Below are 16,373 nucleotides of genomic sequence, written 5' to 3'. Positions count from 1 at the left end.
TCGATTCTGCGGCTCCGAGGGCTCCTGGCAGGTGCGCCTCCTAGGCTGGTGGGGTGAGCACAAGCGACGATGTCCTTGCTTCGGGCCCCGCCTTCGGCGACCTCAGGCAACTCCGGGACGACTTCACGCGCTTCATGATGCAGTACAAGTTCGGCATCGACGAGGTCATGACCAAGATCACGATCCTGCGCGAGGAATTCGGCCAGCTTCACGACTACAACCCCATCGAGCACGTCTCCTCCCGGCTCAAGTCGCCGGACAGCATCATCGCGAAGATCCAGCGCAAGCAGCTCGACCCATCGTTCGACTCGATTCGTGAGGCGATCACCGACATCGCGGGCATCCGCATCACCTGCAGTTTCGTCTCCGACACCTATCGGGTGTTCGAGCTGCTCGCCGGCCAGCACGATATCCGAGTGATCACGGTGAAGGACTACATCGCCGCGCCGAAGGCGAACGGCTACAAGAGTCTTCACGCGATCGTCGAGGTGCCGGTCTTCCTCTCCCACGGGGTGGTGCCGGTGCGGGTCGAGATCCAGATCCGCACCATCGCCATGGACTTCTGGGCCAGTCTCGAGCACAAGATCTACTACAAGTACGACGACGAGGTGCCGGCTGAATTGATCGCCGGGCTCAAGGAAGCGGCGGACACCGCCAGTCGGCTGGATGCGGATATGGAGCGGCTGCACGAGGAGGTGCGCGGGCTCGGGGCGAGAACCACGACACCCCCACCGGAGAGCGTCACCCCGGACGAAGCGGTACTCCAGCAGTTCCAGAAGTTCCGCGAGAGCTTTGGCCCTCCACGGTCGCTTCCGGACCGTCACTGATTTCCTCTCCACCCCCTGAAGCCGGTCGATGCCTTCGTATGGGATGCCTCCTCGAGCCGAGACGACACTCTCCGCAGAGGCTCCGGGGCACCAGTCCTAGTCGGAAGCGGCGAGCGGGGTGCCCTGGTGGAATTCCACGCGCCACCCGTGCGCCGTGTTCCGCCACAACGACGATCGGCGGGCACGCGAATCGCCGGCGGTCGACACGTAGCCGAGCAGCACCAGCCCCGGTGCGGGAACACGCGCCTCGAGCTCAGTCACGAGAAGGCCCGCGGATGACTCGAACTCCCCGATCGCGGCGAGGAGCTCCGTGCGCCCCCATAGTCGCCCCGACGCTCCGATCTCGGTGAACTCCGGGGAGAGCAGGCTGGCAACGGCGGCGCGATCGCGACGCACCGCCGGGTCGAGCAGCCGGTATTCCGCTGCGACGGCGGCCGCGACATCCGTTTCGGCGATCGTGCCCTCGAAGCCCTCGGCGCGTCCCTCCCGCAGCCAGAGGAACACACCGTCGACGAAGCCCGCCGGTCGCACCCCTGTCACAAATTCGGGCCTGAGGGCCCCGAAGATGTGGGGAAAGAGGGAGCCGTTCCCGCCGTCCTGGTAGCGCACGGGGATGCCGGCCCGACGAAGCTCCTCCTCGTCGATCACCAACACGACGAGCTCCTCCGGGTCGTCCCGGTAGGCGAAGCCCGCTACCCCGGCCACCTGAGCAGAAGAGGAGGCGTGGATGAAGCCGACCTGTTCGAGCGAGGCACCGCGAGTGGACACGCGGTACTCGCCCGTGACGGCCGCGGCACTCCAGTCCGCGACGTGTGCGATGTGCAGCAGTGACATCGACGGCCCGTCCGTGGTTTCAGGTCGCTGTTACAGGCCGCTGTAGGTGTGCAGGCCCTTGAAGAACAGGTTCACGATGGTGAAGTTGAACATCACCGCAGCGAAGCCGACGATCGCGAGGTACGCGGATCGGGAGCCGCGCCAGCCGCGGGTCGCGCGGGCGTGGATGTAACCGGCGAAGATGGTCCAGATGATGAAGGTCCAGACCTCCTTGGTGTCCCATCCCCAGTAGCGGCCCCAGGCGTGCTCTGCCCAGATCGCGCCGGCCATGAGGGTGAAGGTCCAGAAGACGAAGCCGACCACGATCACGCGGTACGCGAGGGTCTCCAGCTTCTCCGCGGTCGGCATGGTGTCAAGGAACTTGAGGTTGGCGAACTGGTTCGCCTCCCGCCGGGTCTGGATCAGCTGCACCAGTGAGAGGCCAGCGCCGATGGCGAAGAACGCGGTGCCGAGGGTCGCGACGAAGACGTGGATCACCAGCCAGTACGACTGAAGTGCGGGCGGAAGCGGCACGACATTCACGTAGAAACCGACGGTGCCGAAGCCCAGCACGATGAGCGAGAAGCCGGTGATGTACGCCCCGAGGAAGCGCAGGTTCTGCCAGGCCTGTACGGCGATGAACACACCGACGATGATCGCGGAGGCCGTGAGGCTGAACTCGAACATGTTGGCCCAGGGCACCCGGTGGGCGGCGACGCCGCGCAGCACGGTCCCGACCACGTGCAGGACCCACGCCAGGATGGTCAGCGCGAAAGCGGCCCGCTCGAACCGGTTCGACCGGCGAGCGGGAGCCGTCACAACCGGGGCGCGATCGAGGACCGCCGTGCCCCCCACGCGCGACATCTGGCCCACGCGCACCGGTGACGCGACGACGGCCACCGGGGACTCGGCGGAACGCTTCGCCAGGTCGAGAGTGAAGGCGATGAAGGCGAAGAGGTACACGCCCATTGCGGAGTAGACCGCGGTGAGGGAGTACGACGCGAGGGCAGCAGAAGTCACGGATCCAGCCTAAGCCCGAGTTGCTGGGAGTGACGCTGGGCGATGGCTGTGACCGCTGCCTCCAGCGTCGGATCCTCACCGCGCGCAAGGCCGGCGTATTCGATCCTCATGCGGCCACCCGAGAGCTCGATCACCTTGATCCACAGACGGCGACGCGGGATGAACAGCGAGGTCAGCAGGCCGGCGAGCACGCAGATGGCGAAGAACAGCACCCAGCCCTGGGTGGGGTCGCGGTGCACGTCGAACGAGACGAAGCGCTGCACACTCTTCGACAGGTCGGCCTTGTCTGAGGCGGGCGCCTTGTTTTCGAAGGTGATGGATCCGAGGCCGCCGGGGATCTGCGCGGTCTCCCCCGGCTTCAGCCGAAGCGCCGAGGTTCCATCGGCGGTGCCCGGTCCCGCGAGCGGGGTCATCTTGTCGGTGTCGAGCACGAACACCGACTTGGGAACGCCCTTGTTGATGCCAAGGTCGCCCTTGAACACGACGAGCGAGAGCACGGGGTTGCGCAGGTCGGGATAGACCGAGCCAAGCACCCCATCCGAGCTCTCGGCGGCCGTCGGGTAGAAGAACGCCCGCATGCCGAGCTGGGAGGCGAGTCCGTCCGGCACCTTGATGATGCCGAGCGAGGTGAGGTTGGCGTCTTGCGCGAGGAACGGCACGGGCTCGGAATAGACGACCTTGCCCGCCGGATTCTTCACGGTGACCCAGGGGGCGTAGCCGTTGCCCAGCAGGTAGATGTCGTTGCCGCCGAGGCGCAGCGGGTCGTTCACCTTGACCACGGCCTTCGTGGCCTTGCCCGTGGAGTCGAAGGTCGTGACATCCGCGGTGTAGTCGATCGGCTGGCCGAGGGCGTTGTCGTTCTTCTCCTCGTACTTCACGGCGAACTTGTCGAGGCGCAGCCGGTAGGGCTGCAGGTCACTGTCCGAGAAGAAGCGCCCCCTGGTGAAGGAGTCGAAGGTGAGGCGCACGTTGGCGAAGGCCTGCCCGACGACCAGCACCTTCTGGCCGGTGTAGCCGACACCGCCGCCGACTCCCACGGCGAGGAGGATGCCGATGAGGGAGATGTGGAAGACCAGATTGCCGGTCTCCCGCAGGTAACCGCGCTCGGCCGAGGCGGAGAACTCGGGGCCGTCGGGTCCGCGACCGTCGAACAGCTTGACGCGATACCCCGCCTTGCGCAGCACGGCGCGGCCGGAATCGACGGCGGAGGCCGCCGTGAGAGAGGGGCCCGTGGCATCCGGTTCGATCTCGAATGCGCTGAAGGCGCCGAGGCGCTCGAGTCGCGCGGGGGTCTTCGGCGGCGGAGAGGCGAGGGCCTTGGCGTGGTGGATCGTGCGCGGGATGACGCATCCGATCAGCGAGATGAACAGCAGAAGGTAGATCGCCGAGAACCACGCCGAGGTGTAGACGTCGAAGAGCTGCAGTTTGTCGAGCACCGGCGCTGCCGAGGGGTTGTTCGAGAAGTACTGCGTCACCCCGTTGGGGTCGGAGCTGCGCTGGGGGAAGACGGATCCGGGCACCGCGGCGATCGCGAGCAGCAACAGCAGGAATAGCGCGGTGCGCATGCTGGTGAGCTGCCGCCAGAAGAAGCGGACATAGCCGATCGGCCCGAGCTTCGGCTGCGTTATGCCGTCGCGGGGTGCGGGTGTGGGGGAATCGATGTGATCAGAGGGGCGACTCATAGTTTCCGACGATCACCCCCTGCAGCTGGTTGACGATGATCTGCCACAGACCGGAGACCATGAGGAGCCCGATCAGGATGAGCAGCGATCCGCCGACGATGTTGATCACGCGGATGTGGCGCTTGAGCCAGGCGACCGAGCCGGTGACCCAGTTGAGGCCGAGTGCCACGAGCAGGAAGGGGATGCCGAGGCCGAGGCAGTAGACCACGCCGAGGAGCACCCCGCGCCAGGCATTGCCGCTCCCCATGCTGAACGAGAGGACCGCTGCCAGGGTCGGCCCGATGCACGGAACCCAGCCGAGGCCGAAGACGATGCCGAGCAGGGGCGCGCCGGCAAGCCCGGTGGTGGTGCGCCACCGGGGCTTGAACTCGCGCTGGAGGAAGGTGAACTGCCCCACGAAGACGAGCCCCATCAGAATGAGGATGACGCCGGAGATGCGGGTGATGACTCCGAGCCAGGGGATCAGCAGGGCGCCGGCTGCAGCCGCGAGCAGGTTCAGCGTGATGAAGACGACACTGAATCCGAGCACGAAGAGCGCCACACCGAGCAGGAGGCGCCCGCGCTGACGCGCGCCCTGGACGTTCTTCTCCGCGCTGCCGGCGAATCCCCCGATATAGGCGAGGTAGCCCGGCAGAAGCGGGAGCACACACGGTGAAGCGAAAGCGACGAGACCGGCCAGCAGCGCGATGGGCAGCGCCAATCCGAGGTTGCCCTCCAGGATCAGATTCCTGATGTCCACTACTTGCTCTCGGCGAGCGTGTCGGAGATGAGGGTATTCAGGATGGACTGCGACTCGAGCTGGCCGACGATGCGCGCGGCGGTGCGGCCCTTGGCATCCAGCACGAAGGTCGTGGGGGTGGCGGTCGGGGCCACGGCCCCGGCGAAGGCGATCCTCGCGGCGCCGCTGTCGACATCCATCACCGAGGGATAGGTGATCTTGTAGGTCTTCTCGAAGGAGAGGGCACCGGGCGACTGGTCGAAGATGTTGACGCCGATGAACTTGACCCCGTCGGACTGGTACTTCTCGTACAGCCCCTGCAGGAAGGGCGCCTCCGCCCGACAGGGGGCGCAGTTCGCGTACCAGAAGTTGACGACGGTCACCCGGGCGCGGTCGTTGGAGACGGTGAGCGTCTTGCCGTCGACGGTGGTGCCGGTGAAGTCGATCGGTGCGGTGCGTTTGGCCGCGGGGATCTGCACGGGCAGCCCGGAGTCATCCGTGTAGTTGGTGCCGCCATTGCCATAGTCCTTAGCGAGCGAGTCGGAACTGCAGCCGCTGAGAGCGAGGGCTCCGACCACGAGTACCGCTGCCACCGTGAGGCGCGCTCTCACACCGCACCCGTGTCGATCGATCCGGCCAACAGCTCGGCAGCGGGGTCCTGATAGCCGACCTCGACGAAGGAGTCGCCGTCTTTGCGCAGGGTCGTGATGCTCGACAGGTGGCAGCGTCGTTCGCGCGGGTCGTGGAACGGTCGCTTTCGGGCGACGAATCGCTGCACCATCACGATGGGCATCTGATGGCTCACCATCACGACCTCGCCGCCGTCCTCCCTGTCCCAGGCATCGCCGATCGCGGACATCATGCGGTCGATGACGCTCACATAGGGCTCACCCCAGCTCGGCTTCCAGGGGTTGATCACCCAACGCCACATGCCGGGCTTGGTGAGCACCGCAGGGCCGAACTCGAACTTCTTTCCCTCGAACCTGTTGGTCGGCTCGATCAGTCGCTCATCGGTGACGATCTCGAGGCCGAACTTCGCGCTCCACGGGGCGGCGGATTCCTGCGCACGCTGGATGGGGCTGGCATACAACGCGGTGATGGGATGCCCGGCCAACTGGCCAGCCGCGGCCGTCGCCATCCGCTGTCCGAGCTCCGAAAGGTGGTATCCCGGCAGCCGCCCATAGAGGATGCCCTCCGGGTTATAGACCTCTCCGTGCCGGACGAGGTGGATCAGGGATGCAGCCACGCGCCCAGTCTACGTTTTGCGCTGCTGCGGGAATCCCGTGAACGGTGCCGGGCGCCCGGCCGCTGCTTGCGGGTGGTCGCGGACAACCCGGGCCTGCACGCCGACCCGGAATGACCGCGCTGGCCCGGGCGCCGACGACGACGACACTCTAGACCGGGATCGGCCCGGTCCCTAGAGTTGTCCGTGAAACGGGCAAGGTCGCCCGTTCCGACGAGAAAGCAGGCATCCCGATGGCTGGAAAGTTCGAGCTCTACACCGACAAGGGCGGCGAATACCGTTTCCGCCTCAAGGCCGGCAACGGCGAGGTCATCGCGCTGTCTTCGGAGGGCTACTCCTCCAAGGCCGGCGCGAAGAACGGCATCGAGTCGATCAAGAAGAACGCGGCAGACGCCCCGGTCGTCGAGATCGAGTAAATCCCCACCCCGATTCAGGACGGATGCCCGCGGCTATGGCCGTGGGCATCCGTCTTGTAGGGGCGTGCCTGCTACCGTGACCTGCATGAACAACGACGCCCCCGACCCCCGCCAGGCCGCCATCGAGGCGGGCCGCGACCTGCAGACGATCCTCGAGGCGCACATCGCCCTCCTGGCCTCCGGAACGGACCAGGACGACGCCGCGGTCGAGGTCGACCGCGAGCTGTGGGAGGCGGTCGGTGCCTATGGCGAGGCGCTCGACGATCTCTACGACGACGAGGACGAAGAAGAGGACGATGAGGCGGAGGAGCTCACCTTCACCGTGCGCACCCGCTACGACTACACCGTCATCGACGAGAAGGCGTTCCTCGCGGCGGGCACGGGAGTGGGCGCCGCGGTCTCCGCGCTGCTCGAACGGGCCGGCGGCAAGCCGGTGAACGCGCTCGAGGTGGCCTCGCTCGAGACCGGCAGCGGCATCCTCACGGTGCATCTCAACAATGAGCTACTGGTCTCCGCCGACTTCCAGGCCGCCGACGAAGAGACCGACCTGCTGCTCGTGGCTCCCAACGAAGACCTCGTGTACGTGCTCGACGAACCCGTCTACGACTCTCGCGCCGAAGCGGAAGCCGCCGCCAAGAACCGCTAGACCCTGGGTTCTCAGACCAGGAAGTCGACCGAGGCCTGCGCCGTGACCTGGGAGCGAATGAAGGCTCCGACCTTCTGGTGCTCCGGGTGCACCTGGTAGGCCTCCAGGCCCACCTCGTCGTCGAAGTCCACGATGAGAGCGAGATCCCAGTGGTTGGGTCCGGTCACCACCGTCGGCCCCACGCTCAGCGCCCGGATCGACGGCACGACGCCAACGAGCGATTCGAGGCCCGAGACGATCGAGGCGATCTTCTCCTGGCCCTCCGGGCTCGCGGCATCCGCGACCTTCCAGGACACGACATGTTTGAGCATCTTCTAGACCTCCAATAGGGCGGCGCGCAACCGCTCGGGATCCACGCGCCAGATATTGTGCACGCGCCCGTTGATCAGCACGACCGGGATCTCGTCCGCATAGCGATCGAGCAGGGCCTCGTCATCGAAGATCGACAACTCCTCCATCGTGATGACGGGAGCGGAGGCGTCAGACCCCAGTTGCTCGATGACGGTGCCGATCGTCTCGCGAGCGGCATCGCACAGGTGACACCCCGGTTTGCCGATGAGGGTGATGGCTGCCGTGGACACGAAACAACAGTATCGGCGTTGCGCGGGGCCGTGCGGCGAATGGCCCAGAACTCCCGCGTAGCATGGTGCGACATGCCAGCCTCACAGCCCGACTCGGCGTCCGCTCGCCCGATCGTGGCGTTCTTCGACGTCGACAACACCCTGCTGCACGGCGCCAGCGCGTACCACGTGAGCCGTGCCGCCTGGAAGCGCGGTCATGTCGGGGTGCGCGACCTGCTCAGTTTCGGATGGCACCAGCTGCGATTCGTGACGGTCGGGGAGAACGTCAAGCACTTCGCCAGCGCGCAGGAACGTGCCCTGGGACTCGCGAAGGGGCTTCCCGCCGACGAACTCACCACGCTCGCCGATGATGTGTACGAGCGCGAGATCGAGTCGCGGCTCTGGCCGGAGACCGTCGAACTCGCGCGCGAGCACCTGCGCAAGGGCCACGAGGTCTGGCTGATCACGGCCGCGCCCGTTGACATCGCTGCGGTGATCGCCCGTCGGCTCGGCCTCACCGGCGCCCTCGGCACGATGCTGCGCGCTCGGGACGGCAAACTCACCGGCGAATTCGACGGTCCCGTGCTCCACGGTGCGCGCAAGGCGATAGCGGCCGAGGAGCTCGCGACGTCTCTCGGAGCGGATCTCGCGGACTGCTGGGCCTATTCGGATTCCCGCAACGACATCCCCCTGCTCGAGCTGGTGGGCAACCGCATAGTCGTGAACCCGGATGCCGCGCTCGCCGCGCACGCGCGAACGCACGACTGGCCGATCATGCGGCTCGACCCCGCGAGTATCCGGGCGGCAGTGCGACGGGTTCGCCGCGAGGGCCGTGCCGTGCGCGCGGAAAACACAAAGCGCCAAGCCGGATAGGCCTGGCGCTCGGTAGTCGGGCCGCGCACGGGGCGCGGTCCCTCACACGACGCTACTTCTTGTTGCGACGCTGGTGACGAGTCTTGCGAAGCAGCTTGCGGTGCTTCTTCTTCGCCATGCGCTTGCGACGCTTCTTGATTACGGAACCCATAAAGACCTCAACTGTTGTTCGGAAGACGACCGGATTCGATCAGAACCACGGAAAAATTGCCTCGGGCTATCTTAGCCGTCCCGCTGTCGACCTGCTAACCGGGGGTATCGGGGCGGATGCTCCCGGTTTTTCGGCGAGAGCCATCCGCGCACGCGTGAGGGCGAGCCCCGGGGGCAGTAGCGGCCGGGCTAACCGACGTCGGAGATCGGCGTGTCGATGGCCGCGACGACCGCGGACTCCGGCACCCGGAACGAGCGGCCGAAGCGGATCGCGGGCAGCTCGCCGGCGTGAACGAGACGGTAGACCGTCATCTTCGACACCCGCATCATGTCGGCGACTTCCGCCACCGTGAGAAAGCGCACCTCGGAGAGATCGCGTGCCATGTCGGGTGCCCCTTGTCAGGTTCCAGCGATATTGGGAACAGACACACTCGATCGCCTGTGTTACTGGAGTGCTAATCGGTAACTGTAGGGGCTAGTGTGACTCGCTGGCAACAGCCCAGTTCGGGCGAGACGCACTGCGCGGCAGAACGGACTAACGATCGCCCTGCCGGCCGAGCTTCTTCTTGATCGGTTCGATCACCCGGCGTTCGAGATCGTGCTGGGCATCCTGCAGCCGGATGCTCGCCTCGGCCGCCCTGCGGCCAATCGCAGTGCCCGCATCCGTCGGATGCTGCAGCGTCTCGGCCGCCCGCCGGAACGGCTCGGGCACCTGAACGCCCGACCACGCCGCGAACACCGTCGAGCCCTCGTCGATGCCCCCATCGAAGTCCGCACTCAAGAAGGGGATGAGCCAGTCCTCGAGGTCTTCGAGCGGGCTCGTGTCGAGACTGTAATAGCGGTGCTGACCCTCTTCCCGCACGGTCACCAGATCGTGGTCCCGCAGCACCTTCAGATGCTTCGACACGGTCGGCTGGCTCAGCCCGAGCTTCTCGACGATCTCACCGACGCTGATCTCACCCGCACTCGCTCGACCGTGCGCGGTGTCGGACGCCGTGTACCGGTCGAGCAGCACCCGCAGGAGGTCGCGTCGGGTCGCATCGGCAACCACGTCAAAGATGTCAGCCATTCCGACAGGCTACCGGGCACGACACGGGGGTACCATGACAACCTGTCGCGAGGGGACTAATGGCCACCACACCGTTTGTGCGCGCCGGGATCCTTGGTCGAGCACGGGATTCGTTCACAGATCTCGCCTCGGCATCACCGGCGCGGTTCGCCGTCGGCGTGTTCATCGCCCTGATCGTCGTCTTCACCGCACTGCTCTCGGTGCCGGCCGCGTCGGCAGCGCCATCCGGAACCAGCTTCGCCGACGCCCTCTTCACCGCGGTCTCGGTGGTCTGCGTCACCGGGCTCACGACCGTGGACATGGCGACGAACTGGAGCGCGTTCGGCAATGGCGTCATCCTCGTCGGTGTGGAGATCGGCGGGGTCGGGGCACTGACCCTCGCGTCGATCCTGGGGCTCGTCATCTCACGCAAGCTCGGCCTGAGGGCGAAACTGATGGTCGCGAGCGACAGCAACCCGCTGCGGATCCAGCGGGGGCCCATCGCGGAGGGCCAGGCGGTACGGCTGGGGGAGATCGGCGGGCTGCTCGCGACCGTCGCCATCAGCACTCTGGTGATCGAAGCGGTGATCGCCGTTGCGCTCCTGCCCCGAATCCTTCTCGGAGGAGTCGGCCTTCCCGACGCGATCTGGCAGTCGATCTACTTCGCGGCGATGGCCTTCACCAACACCGGCTTCGTGCCCATCACCACCGGGCTCGCCCCGTATGCCCACGATCTCTGGTTTCTCGGGGTGCTCATGCTCGGAGTGCTGCTCGGCAGCATCGGCTTTCCGGTGATCTACGTGCTCTCCCGCACCCTTCGAAAGCCGCGGCGCTGGTCCCTCCATGCAAAGCTCACCCTCGTCACGAGCGGAATCCTCCTCCTGATCGGGGCCGTCGCCTATTTCGGGCTCGAGTTCGCCAATCCCCACACCTTCGGTGGCCTCGACGGCGGGCAGCGAGTGCTGCAGTCGTTCTTCCTGTCGGTCATGACCCGTTCGGGCGGCTTCGCGACCATCGACATCAGCCAGCTCAACGGATCGAGCCTGCTCGTCACCGACATGCTCATGTTCATCGGCGGAGGCTCGGCCTCCACCGCCGGCGGCATCAAAGTGACCACCCTCGCGGTTCTGTTCCTCGCTGCGTTCGCCGAAGCCCGCGGCAAGAGCGAGGTCGAAGCATTCGAACGCCGCATCCCCACCGATGTCGTACGCATCGCCGTGAGCGTTGGGCTGTGGGGCGCCACCACAGTCGCCGTGTCGACGATCGTCGTTCTCCAACTCACGGGCGAACGTCTCGACTTCGTGCTCTTCGATGTGATCTCGGCATTCGCGACCTGCGGGCTCTCCGCCGGCCTCACCGAGAACCTTCCGGACTCCGCGAAGTACGTGCTCGCGGCAACGATGTTCCTCGGACGCGTTGGTACAGTGACACTCGCCGCGGCCCTCGCGGCGAGTACGCGGCGACAGCTGTTCCACCGAGCGGAAGAGAGGCCCATCGTTGGTTGATCCCATTCCGGCCAATGCTGCCGTGCTCGTGATCGGACTCGGTCGGTTCGGCACTGCCGCCGCCGGCGAGCTGATCCGACTCGACCGCGATGTGCTCGTGATCGACACCGACCCCCAGCTCGTGCAGACCTGGTCGGAGGTCGTGACGCACGCCGTGCAGGCGGATGCCCGCAACATCGACGCCCTGCGGCAGATCGGGGCGCAGGACTTCTCGATCGCGGTCGTCGCGGTGGGATCATCCATCGAAGCCAGCGTGCTGATCACCGCGAACCTCGTGGACCTCGGCGTGCCCCAGATCTGGGCGAAGGCGATCAGCAAGTCCCACGGCACGATCCTGGAGCGCATCGGCGCGAATCACGTGATCTTTCCCGAGCTCGAGGCTGGGGAGCGTGCCGCCCACCTGGTCTCCGGACGGATGCTCGACTTCATCGAGTTCGATGACGACTTCGTGATGGTGAAGATGCATGCGCCGAAGCCGATTCGCGGCGTGCCGCTGTCTGAGTCGGCTGTGCGGCGGAAGTTCCGGATCACCGTCGTCGGGGTGAAGACCCCTGGCGAGGACTTCACTTATGCCACGGCAGAGACGGTGGTCTCCGACCAGGACCTGATCATCGTGAGCGGCAACTCCGCGGACATCGAGAGATTCGCGAACCTGGAGAAGTAGAGCCGGTCGAGTAGCGAGCGCCAGCGAGCGTGTCGAGACCACGGCCCCGGATCGCGGGTCTCGACACGGCCGCGGGCGGCCTACTCGACCAGCACACCCACTGCCGGTCGAGTAGCGAGCGCCAGCGAGCGTGTCGAGACCCCGGATCGCGGGTCTCGACACGGGCGCGGAGCGCCCTACTCGACCAGCACACCCACTGCCGGTCGAGTAGCGAGCGCCAGCGAGCGTGTCGAGACCACGGATCGCGGGTCTCGACACGGCCGCGGGCGGCCTACTCGACCAGCACACCCACCGCCGGTCGAGTAGCGAGCGCGAGCGAGCGTGTCGAGACCACGGCCCCGGGATCGCGGGTCTCGACACGGCCGCGGGCGGCCTACTCGACCGGCACACCCACTGCCGGTCGAGTAGCGAGCGCCAGCGAGCGTGTCGAGACCACGGCCCCGGGTCTCGACACGGCCGCGGGCGGCCTACTCGACCAGCGGGGCCGCCAGCTCGCGCGCGCGGGCGAGTGCCGCGGCGGTCGCCCGGTCGAACACCGACGAGAGGTCGGCCTTCTCCAGCTCCCAGATCGCTCGTTCGGTGGTGCCCTTGGGGCTGGTGACCCGGCGACGCAGCTCCGAGGGGTCCTCGCCGGAGGCCTCGAGAAGCTCCGCTGCGCCGAGGAAGGTGCCGTTCACCATCGTCGCGGCCTCCTGCCAGGTGAATCCGAGCGCCACGGCGGTCTTGGTGAGCTGCTCGATCAGGTAGAAGACGTAGGCGGGGCCCGATCCCGAGATCGTGCTGAGCGCGTCGATCTTCGACTCGGGGATCTCGAGCACCTGCCCGACCGTGTCGAACAGCGTGAGCGCGAGCGCGACATCCTCCGGCGTCGCCCGCGAACCGGCGCTGACGCCGGTCACTCCCCTGCCGACGAGCGCGGGCGTGTTGGGCATCGCCCGCAGCACCACCTGTGACACCAGAGCCTCCATGGTGGCCGTCGTCACTCCCGCGGCCACGCTCACGACGATGGCGTCCTCGGCGAGCGCGGGGGCGATCTCGCGAAGCAGGTCGGGCACCATGGCCGGTTTTACCCCGACCAGCACGATGCGGGCTCCGGTCACCGCTGTCACATTCGCGGCCGGATCGGTTTCGAGAGCGGAGGAGGTGACGACCTCCGACCGCAGGGCAGCGGCCTTGGCCTCCGTGCGATTGGTGACGCGGATGCCACCCTCGACGGTGACCGACGGAGCGAGCAGTCCGCTGAGGATCGCTCCCCCCATCGAACCGGCTCCGAGAATGGCGATGGTCGGAAGGGTGCTCATCACCTCATCCTAGGATTGACCGCATGAGCACCGAAGGCAGCAAACGCGCGATCATCGCGGCGATGTCCGCGAACCTCGGCATCGCCGTGGCCAAGTTCATCGCGTGGGGGGTTTCCGGGTCAAGCTCGATGCTCGGCGAGGGCGTGCATTCCCTCGCCGACACCGGCAACCAGGTGCTGCTGCTGCGCGGTGGATCCGTCGCGAAGAAGCAGGCGGATGCCGAGCATCCCTTCGGCTTCGGACGCGAGCGCTACGTCTACGCGTTCGTGGTCTCGATCATCCTGTTCAGCGTCGGTGGGGTCTTCTCTCTGTACGAGGGGATCAACAAGATCCAGCATCCGCATCCCCTCGAGAACGCGTGGATCCCCATCGCTGTGCTGCTCATCGCCATGGTGCTCGAAGGCTTCTCGCTTCGCACCGCCGTGCGGGAGTCCAATCACATTCGAGGCACGGACAGCTGGTTCGCATTCATCCGCCACGCCAAGGCACCGGAACTGCCGGTCGTGCTCCTCGAGGATGTCGCCGCCCTCACCGGCCTCTTGTTCGCCTTCGTCGGCGTGGTGCTCACGATCATCACCGGCGACGGGATGTGGGATGCCATCGGCACCATCTTCATCGGGGTGCTGCTCGTGCTCGTGGCCATCGTGCTCGGCATCGAGACCAAGAGCCTGCTGGTGGGCGAGGGCGCATCTGCCGACGACACCGTGCGGATCCGTGATGCGATCAACGCCGACTCGGACGTCGAATCCCTCATCCACATGAAGACCCTCTATCTCGGACCGGATGAGCTTCTGGTCGCGGCGAAGGTCGCGTTCCCCACCAAGATGAAGCTGGCCGAGGTCGCCGCGGCGATCAACAACCTCGAGGTGCGCGTCCGCACCGAGGTGCCCATCGCCCGGGTCATCTACATCGAGCCAGACGTGTACGTGGCGCCCGGCGAGGGCAACCCCTCCACCGAGGCCATCATCATTCGAGCGGCGGACTGACGATGCCGGTCGCCCTGGTTCTCCGGCACGCCGAGATCGCCCACCTGGGCAATCTCGAACCGGTTCTGCGCGATCACGGCTACGAGATCCGTTACCTGGATGTCGCGGCGGAATCCCCGCACGACCAGCCGGATCCCGAGCTCGTCGTGGTGCTCGGTGGTGACATGGGCGCCTACGAGAAGGAGGCGCATCCCTATCTCGTCGACGAGCTCGACTTCCTGCGCGAACGCCTCGCTCGGGAACGCCCCACCCTCGGCATCTGCCTTGGCGCGCAGCTGATCGCCGAGGCACTCGGCGAGACCGTGCGCAAGGGCAAGACCGTGGAGATCGGTTTTCGCGACGTGACACCGACCGAAGCGGGTCTCGACTCACCCCTGAAGCACGTGGCCGGCGTGCCGATGATGCAGTGGCACGGTGACACCTTCGGGTTGCCGAGTGGAGCGGTGCGGCTGGCGAGCTCGAGCGCATATAGCAATGAGGCTTTCGCCCTCGGGGATTACGTGCTCGCCGTGCAATTCCACCCGGAGCTCACCGCCGATATGCACGAGCGGTGGGTCCTGGACGGCGCCCCCGAACTCGCCTCCCTCGAGATCGAACCGGAGGATCTGCGGCGGGAGGCCCTCACCAAGGCTCCCCCGATGCAGGCCGCGTCCGTCGCGATGTTCAGCGAGTGGCTCGGGGCGCTCTAACTCCCTCCGGGTGGCGGGGGCGCTGTCAGCGCTTGCTCACGAAGAAGTCGAGCAGCAGCTCGGCGCACTTCGCCTCTTCGACACCCGCGTAGACCTCCACGCGGTGCGGCATCCGCCGGTCGCGCAGCAGGTCGTAGACCGAACCGGCCGCACCGGCCTTGGGGTCCCAGGCGCCGAAGACAACCACGGGCACCCTCGCGGACAGAATCGCCCCGGCACACATCGCGCAGGGCTCGAGGGTCACGATGAGGGTCGTGTCGGTGAGGTGCCAGTCGCCGTTGGCTGCCGCAGCGGCCCGCAGCGCGAGGATCTCGGCGTGAGCGGTCGGGTCCTGGCGAAGCTCGCGCTCGTTTCGCCCTGCCCCGATGACGGCACCGGATGCATCGAGCACGAGGGCGGCCACGGGAACGTCAGCGTGCTCCAAGGCCAGCTTCGCGCTCGCGATGGCCTCGAGCATCCGCTGGGTGTAGAGCGGCGGTACGACTGTCAACGCGCCCCCTCCTCTCGGCTAGATTGAGCCTATGCGAGTCCACGTAGCCGACCACCCGCTCATCACCCACAAGCTCACCGTGCTGCGGGACAAGAACACGCCGTCGCCGACCTTCCGTGCCCTGGCGGAAGAGCTCATGACACTCCTGGCCTATGAGGCGACCCGCAATGTGCGAGTGGAGACCGTGACCGTGCAGACTCCCGTGGCCAGCGCCACCGGCCTCGCCATCAGCCAGCCGCGACCCCTCGTCGTTCCGATCCTCCGCGCCGGACTCGGCATGCTCGAAGGCATGGTCAAGCTCATCCCCACGGCCGAGGTCGGCTTCCTCGGAATGGTGCGCGACGAGGAGACACTGCAGCCCACCACTTACGCCGAGCGCCTGCCCGACGATCTCTCCAACCGCCAGTGCTTCGTGCTCGACCCGATGCTGGCCACCGGGGGTTCGCTCATCGCGGCCATCGACTTCCTGCTCGCCCGCGGTGCGGTGGATGTCACGGCCGTCTGCCTCATCGCGGCTCCCGAAGGCCTCGCCGCAGTCGAGGCGGCGATGGAGGGCCGAGACGTGACGATCGTGCTCGGCGCCGTCGACGAGAAGCTCAACGAGGTGGGCTACATCGTGCCGGGGCTCGGAGACGCAGGAGATCGCCTCTACGGGCTGGTCTAGGCACGGATCCTGCGCGCTGGCTTGACTTTGTGCCAGCCGCTGCAAGATAGTTGTGGAATGACTGTTTCCGCGCCTGCT

General features: G+C 66.7%; 22 protein-coding genes. 9 read left to right on the top strand and 13 right to left on the bottom strand.

Going from position 1 to position 16,373, the window contains the following annotated elements; all coding sequences use genetic code 11:
- Window positions 1-134: 134 nt before the first annotated feature.
- Window positions 135-827 carry a GTP pyrophosphokinase gene (locus ABIB54_RS01655; protein WP_354574234.1) on the top strand — a complete coding sequence of 231 codons (693 nt, stop codon included), beginning with the start codon at window positions 135-137 and terminating at the stop codon, window positions 825-827.
- Between the two features lie 96 nt (window positions 828-923).
- On the opposite strand, the gene ABIB54_RS01650 is transcribed toward ABIB54_RS01655, so the two are convergent.
- Genes ABIB54_RS01650 through ABIB54_RS01625 form a run of 6 tightly spaced genes read right to left on the bottom strand, consistent with a single transcriptional unit; the run spans window position 924 to window position 6,306 of the window.
- Window positions 924-1,661, bottom strand: a complete 738-nt coding sequence (locus ABIB54_RS01650; protein WP_354573783.1) for a DUF952 domain-containing protein — start codon at window positions 1,659-1,661, stop codon at window positions 924-926.
- 30 nt (window positions 1,662-1,691) lie between these two features.
- Window positions 1,692-2,660 carry a c-type cytochrome biogenesis protein CcsB gene (gene ccsB, locus ABIB54_RS01645; protein WP_502917037.1) on the bottom strand — a complete coding sequence of 323 codons (969 nt, stop codon included), beginning with the start codon at window positions 2,658-2,660 and terminating at the stop codon, window positions 1,692-1,694.
- A complete protein-coding gene (gene resB, locus ABIB54_RS01640; RefSeq protein WP_354573782.1) occupies window positions 2,657-4,342 on the bottom strand; it encodes a cytochrome c biogenesis protein ResB in 1,686 nt (561 codons plus the stop codon). The genes ccsB and resB overlap by 4 nt, the downstream gene beginning before the upstream one ends.
- A complete protein-coding gene (locus ABIB54_RS01635; protein ID WP_354573781.1) occupies window positions 4,326-5,081 on the bottom strand; it encodes a cytochrome c biogenesis CcdA family protein in 756 nt (251 codons plus the stop codon). The genes resB and ABIB54_RS01635 overlap by 17 nt, the downstream gene beginning before the upstream one ends.
- Window positions 5,081-5,671 (bottom strand): TlpA disulfide reductase family protein, encoded by a 591-nt coding sequence (locus ABIB54_RS01630; RefSeq protein WP_354573779.1) that lies wholly within the window; start codon window positions 5,669-5,671, stop codon window positions 5,081-5,083. The genes ABIB54_RS01635 and ABIB54_RS01630 overlap by 1 nt, the downstream gene beginning before the upstream one ends.
- A complete protein-coding gene (locus tag ABIB54_RS01625; RefSeq protein ID WP_354573778.1) occupies window positions 5,668-6,306 on the bottom strand; it encodes a histidine phosphatase family protein in 639 nt (212 codons plus the stop codon). The genes ABIB54_RS01630 and ABIB54_RS01625 overlap by 4 nt, the downstream gene beginning before the upstream one ends.
- A 230-nt stretch (window positions 6,307-6,536) precedes the next feature.
- On the opposite strand from ABIB54_RS01625, the gene ABIB54_RS01620 reads away from it, so the two are divergent.
- Window positions 6,537-6,719, top strand: coding sequence for a YegP family protein (locus tag ABIB54_RS01620; protein ID WP_354573777.1), 183 nt, complete (start codon window positions 6,537-6,539; stop codon window positions 6,717-6,719).
- Window positions 6,720-6,804: 85 nt separating this feature from the next.
- Window positions 6,805-7,365 carry a hypothetical protein gene (locus tag ABIB54_RS01615; protein ID WP_354573776.1) on the top strand — a complete coding sequence of 187 codons (561 nt, stop codon included), beginning with the start codon at window positions 6,805-6,807 and terminating at the stop codon, window positions 7,363-7,365.
- Window positions 7,366-7,376: 11 nt separating this feature from the next.
- Here ABIB54_RS01615 and ABIB54_RS01610 read toward each other — a convergent pair whose 3' ends face one another.
- Window positions 7,377-7,676 (bottom strand): Dabb family protein, encoded by a 300-nt coding sequence (locus ABIB54_RS01610; protein ID WP_354573775.1) that lies wholly within the window; start codon window positions 7,674-7,676, stop codon window positions 7,377-7,379.
- 3 nt (window positions 7,677-7,679) lie between these two features.
- Complete coding sequence (locus tag ABIB54_RS01605; RefSeq protein WP_354573774.1) at window positions 7,680-7,946, bottom strand: glutaredoxin family protein; 267 nt, start codon at window positions 7,944-7,946, stop codon at window positions 7,680-7,682.
- Window positions 7,947-8,018: 72 nt separating this feature from the next.
- Between ABIB54_RS01605 and ABIB54_RS01600 the strand changes: the two genes are divergently transcribed.
- Window positions 8,019-8,798 carry an HAD family hydrolase gene (locus ABIB54_RS01600; RefSeq protein ID WP_354573773.1) on the top strand — a complete coding sequence of 260 codons (780 nt, stop codon included), beginning with the start codon at window positions 8,019-8,021 and terminating at the stop codon, window positions 8,796-8,798.
- 52 nt (window positions 8,799-8,850) lie between these two features.
- On the opposite strand, the gene ABIB54_RS01595 is transcribed toward ABIB54_RS01600, so the two are convergent.
- The 3 genes from ABIB54_RS01595 to ABIB54_RS01585 form a co-directional block, all read right to left on the bottom strand.
- Window positions 8,851-8,949: a 30S ribosomal protein bS22 gene (locus tag ABIB54_RS01595; protein ID WP_003792170.1), complete on the bottom strand. Its 99-nt coding sequence runs from the start codon at window positions 8,947-8,949 to the stop codon at window positions 8,851-8,853.
- Window positions 8,950-9,137: 188 nt separating this feature from the next.
- The gene (locus ABIB54_RS01590; RefSeq protein ID WP_185202256.1) at window positions 9,138-9,332 is read right to left on the bottom strand and encodes a helix-turn-helix domain-containing protein; all 195 of its coding nucleotides are present in this window, start codon (window positions 9,330-9,332) and stop codon (window positions 9,138-9,140) included.
- A 151-nt stretch (window positions 9,333-9,483) separates the two neighbouring features.
- A complete protein-coding gene (locus ABIB54_RS01585; protein ID WP_354573772.1) occupies window positions 9,484-10,017 on the bottom strand; it encodes an ArsR/SmtB family transcription factor in 534 nt (177 codons plus the stop codon).
- A gap of 59 nt (window positions 10,018-10,076) precedes the next feature.
- Here ABIB54_RS01585 and ABIB54_RS01580 point away from each other — a divergent pair, with 59 nt between their 5' ends.
- Window positions 10,077-11,501: a TrkH family potassium uptake protein gene (locus tag ABIB54_RS01580; RefSeq protein ID WP_354573771.1), complete on the top strand. Its 1,425-nt coding sequence runs from the start codon at window positions 10,077-10,079 to the stop codon at window positions 11,499-11,501.
- Window positions 11,494-12,165: a potassium channel family protein gene (locus ABIB54_RS01575; protein ID WP_354573770.1), complete on the top strand. Its 672-nt coding sequence runs from the start codon at window positions 11,494-11,496 to the stop codon at window positions 12,163-12,165. Before ABIB54_RS01580 ends, ABIB54_RS01575 begins: the two co-directional genes overlap by 8 nt.
- Window positions 12,166-12,632: 467 nt before the next feature.
- Here ABIB54_RS01575 and proC read toward each other — a convergent pair whose 3' ends face one another.
- Window positions 12,633-13,466, bottom strand: a complete 834-nt coding sequence (gene proC / locus ABIB54_RS01570; RefSeq protein ID WP_354573769.1) for a pyrroline-5-carboxylate reductase — start codon at window positions 13,464-13,466, stop codon at window positions 12,633-12,635.
- Between the two features lie 23 nt (window positions 13,467-13,489).
- Between proC and ABIB54_RS01565 the strand changes: the two genes are divergently transcribed.
- Window positions 13,490-14,452: a cation diffusion facilitator family transporter gene (locus ABIB54_RS01565; RefSeq protein ID WP_354573768.1), complete on the top strand. Its 963-nt coding sequence runs from the start codon at window positions 13,490-13,492 to the stop codon at window positions 14,450-14,452.
- Between the two features lie 2 nt (window positions 14,453-14,454).
- Complete coding sequence (locus tag ABIB54_RS01560) at window positions 14,455-15,141, top strand: glutamine amidotransferase (protein ID WP_354573767.1); 687 nt, start codon at window positions 14,455-14,457, stop codon at window positions 15,139-15,141.
- 25 nt (window positions 15,142-15,166) lie between these two features.
- On the opposite strand, the gene ABIB54_RS01555 is transcribed toward ABIB54_RS01560, so the two are convergent.
- On the bottom strand, window positions 15,167-15,598 hold the full coding sequence (locus tag ABIB54_RS01555; RefSeq protein WP_354574232.1) for a nucleoside deaminase: 432 nt from the start codon (window positions 15,596-15,598) through the stop codon (window positions 15,167-15,169).
- A gap of 64 nt (window positions 15,599-15,662) precedes the next feature.
- Between ABIB54_RS01555 and upp the strand changes: the two genes are divergently transcribed.
- Window positions 15,663-16,295: a uracil phosphoribosyltransferase gene (upp, locus tag ABIB54_RS01550; protein WP_354573766.1), complete on the top strand. Its 633-nt coding sequence runs from the start codon at window positions 15,663-15,665 to the stop codon at window positions 16,293-16,295.
- Window positions 16,296-16,373 lie beyond the last annotated feature (78 nt).

It is taken from the genome of Frigoribacterium sp. UYMn621 (assembly GCF_040549525.1).
Taxonomy (GTDB): Bacteria; Actinomycetota; Actinomycetes; order Actinomycetales; family Microbacteriaceae; genus Lacisediminihabitans.
Note: the sequence above shows the minus strand (reverse complement) of the source record. Positions and strands in the feature narration are given on the sequence as shown.

Coding starts and splice junctions, on each gene's coding strand:
- ABIB54_RS01655 (WP_354574234.1), top strand. CDS start 135: ATGATGCAGTACAAGTTCGGCATCGACGAGGTCATGACCAAGATCACG.
- ABIB54_RS01650 (WP_354573783.1), bottom strand. CDS start 1,661: ATGTCACTGCTGCACATCGCACACGTCGCGGACTGGAGTGCCGCGGCC.
- resB (WP_354573782.1), bottom strand. CDS start 4,342: ATGAGTCGCCCCTCTGATCACATCGATTCCCCCACACCCGCACCCCGC.
- ABIB54_RS01620 (WP_354573777.1), top strand. CDS start 6,537: ATGGCTGGAAAGTTCGAGCTCTACACCGACAAGGGCGGCGAATACCGT.
- ABIB54_RS01615 (WP_354573776.1), top strand. CDS start 6,805: ATGAACAACGACGCCCCCGACCCCCGCCAGGCCGCCATCGAGGCGGGC.
- ABIB54_RS01610 (WP_354573775.1), bottom strand. CDS start 7,676: ATGCTCAAACATGTCGTGTCCTGGAAGGTCGCGGATGCCGCGAGCCCG.
- ABIB54_RS01600 (WP_354573773.1), top strand. CDS start 8,019: ATGCCAGCCTCACAGCCCGACTCGGCGTCCGCTCGCCCGATCGTGGCG.
- ABIB54_RS01595 (WP_003792170.1), bottom strand. CDS start 8,949: ATGGGTTCCGTAATCAAGAAGCGTCGCAAGCGCATGGCGAAGAAGAAG.
- ABIB54_RS01590 (WP_185202256.1), bottom strand. CDS start 9,332: ATGGCACGCGATCTCTCCGAGGTGCGCTTTCTCACGGTGGCGGAAGTC.
- ABIB54_RS01585 (WP_354573772.1), bottom strand. CDS start 10,017: ATGGCTGACATCTTTGACGTGGTTGCCGATGCGACCCGACGCGACCTC.
- ABIB54_RS01580 (WP_354573771.1), top strand. CDS start 10,077: ATGGCCACCACACCGTTTGTGCGCGCCGGGATCCTTGGTCGAGCACGG.
- proC (WP_354573769.1), bottom strand. CDS start 13,466: ATGAGCACCCTTCCGACCATCGCCATTCTCGGAGCCGGTTCGATGGGG.
- ABIB54_RS01565 (WP_354573768.1), top strand. CDS start 13,490: ATGAGCACCGAAGGCAGCAAACGCGCGATCATCGCGGCGATGTCCGCG.
- ABIB54_RS01560 (WP_354573767.1), top strand. CDS start 14,455: ATGCCGGTCGCCCTGGTTCTCCGGCACGCCGAGATCGCCCACCTGGGC.
- ABIB54_RS01555 (WP_354574232.1), bottom strand. CDS start 15,598: ATGCTCGAGGCCATCGCGAGCGCGAAGCTGGCCTTGGAGCACGCTGAC.
- upp (WP_354573766.1), top strand. CDS start 15,663: ATGCGAGTCCACGTAGCCGACCACCCGCTCATCACCCACAAGCTCACC.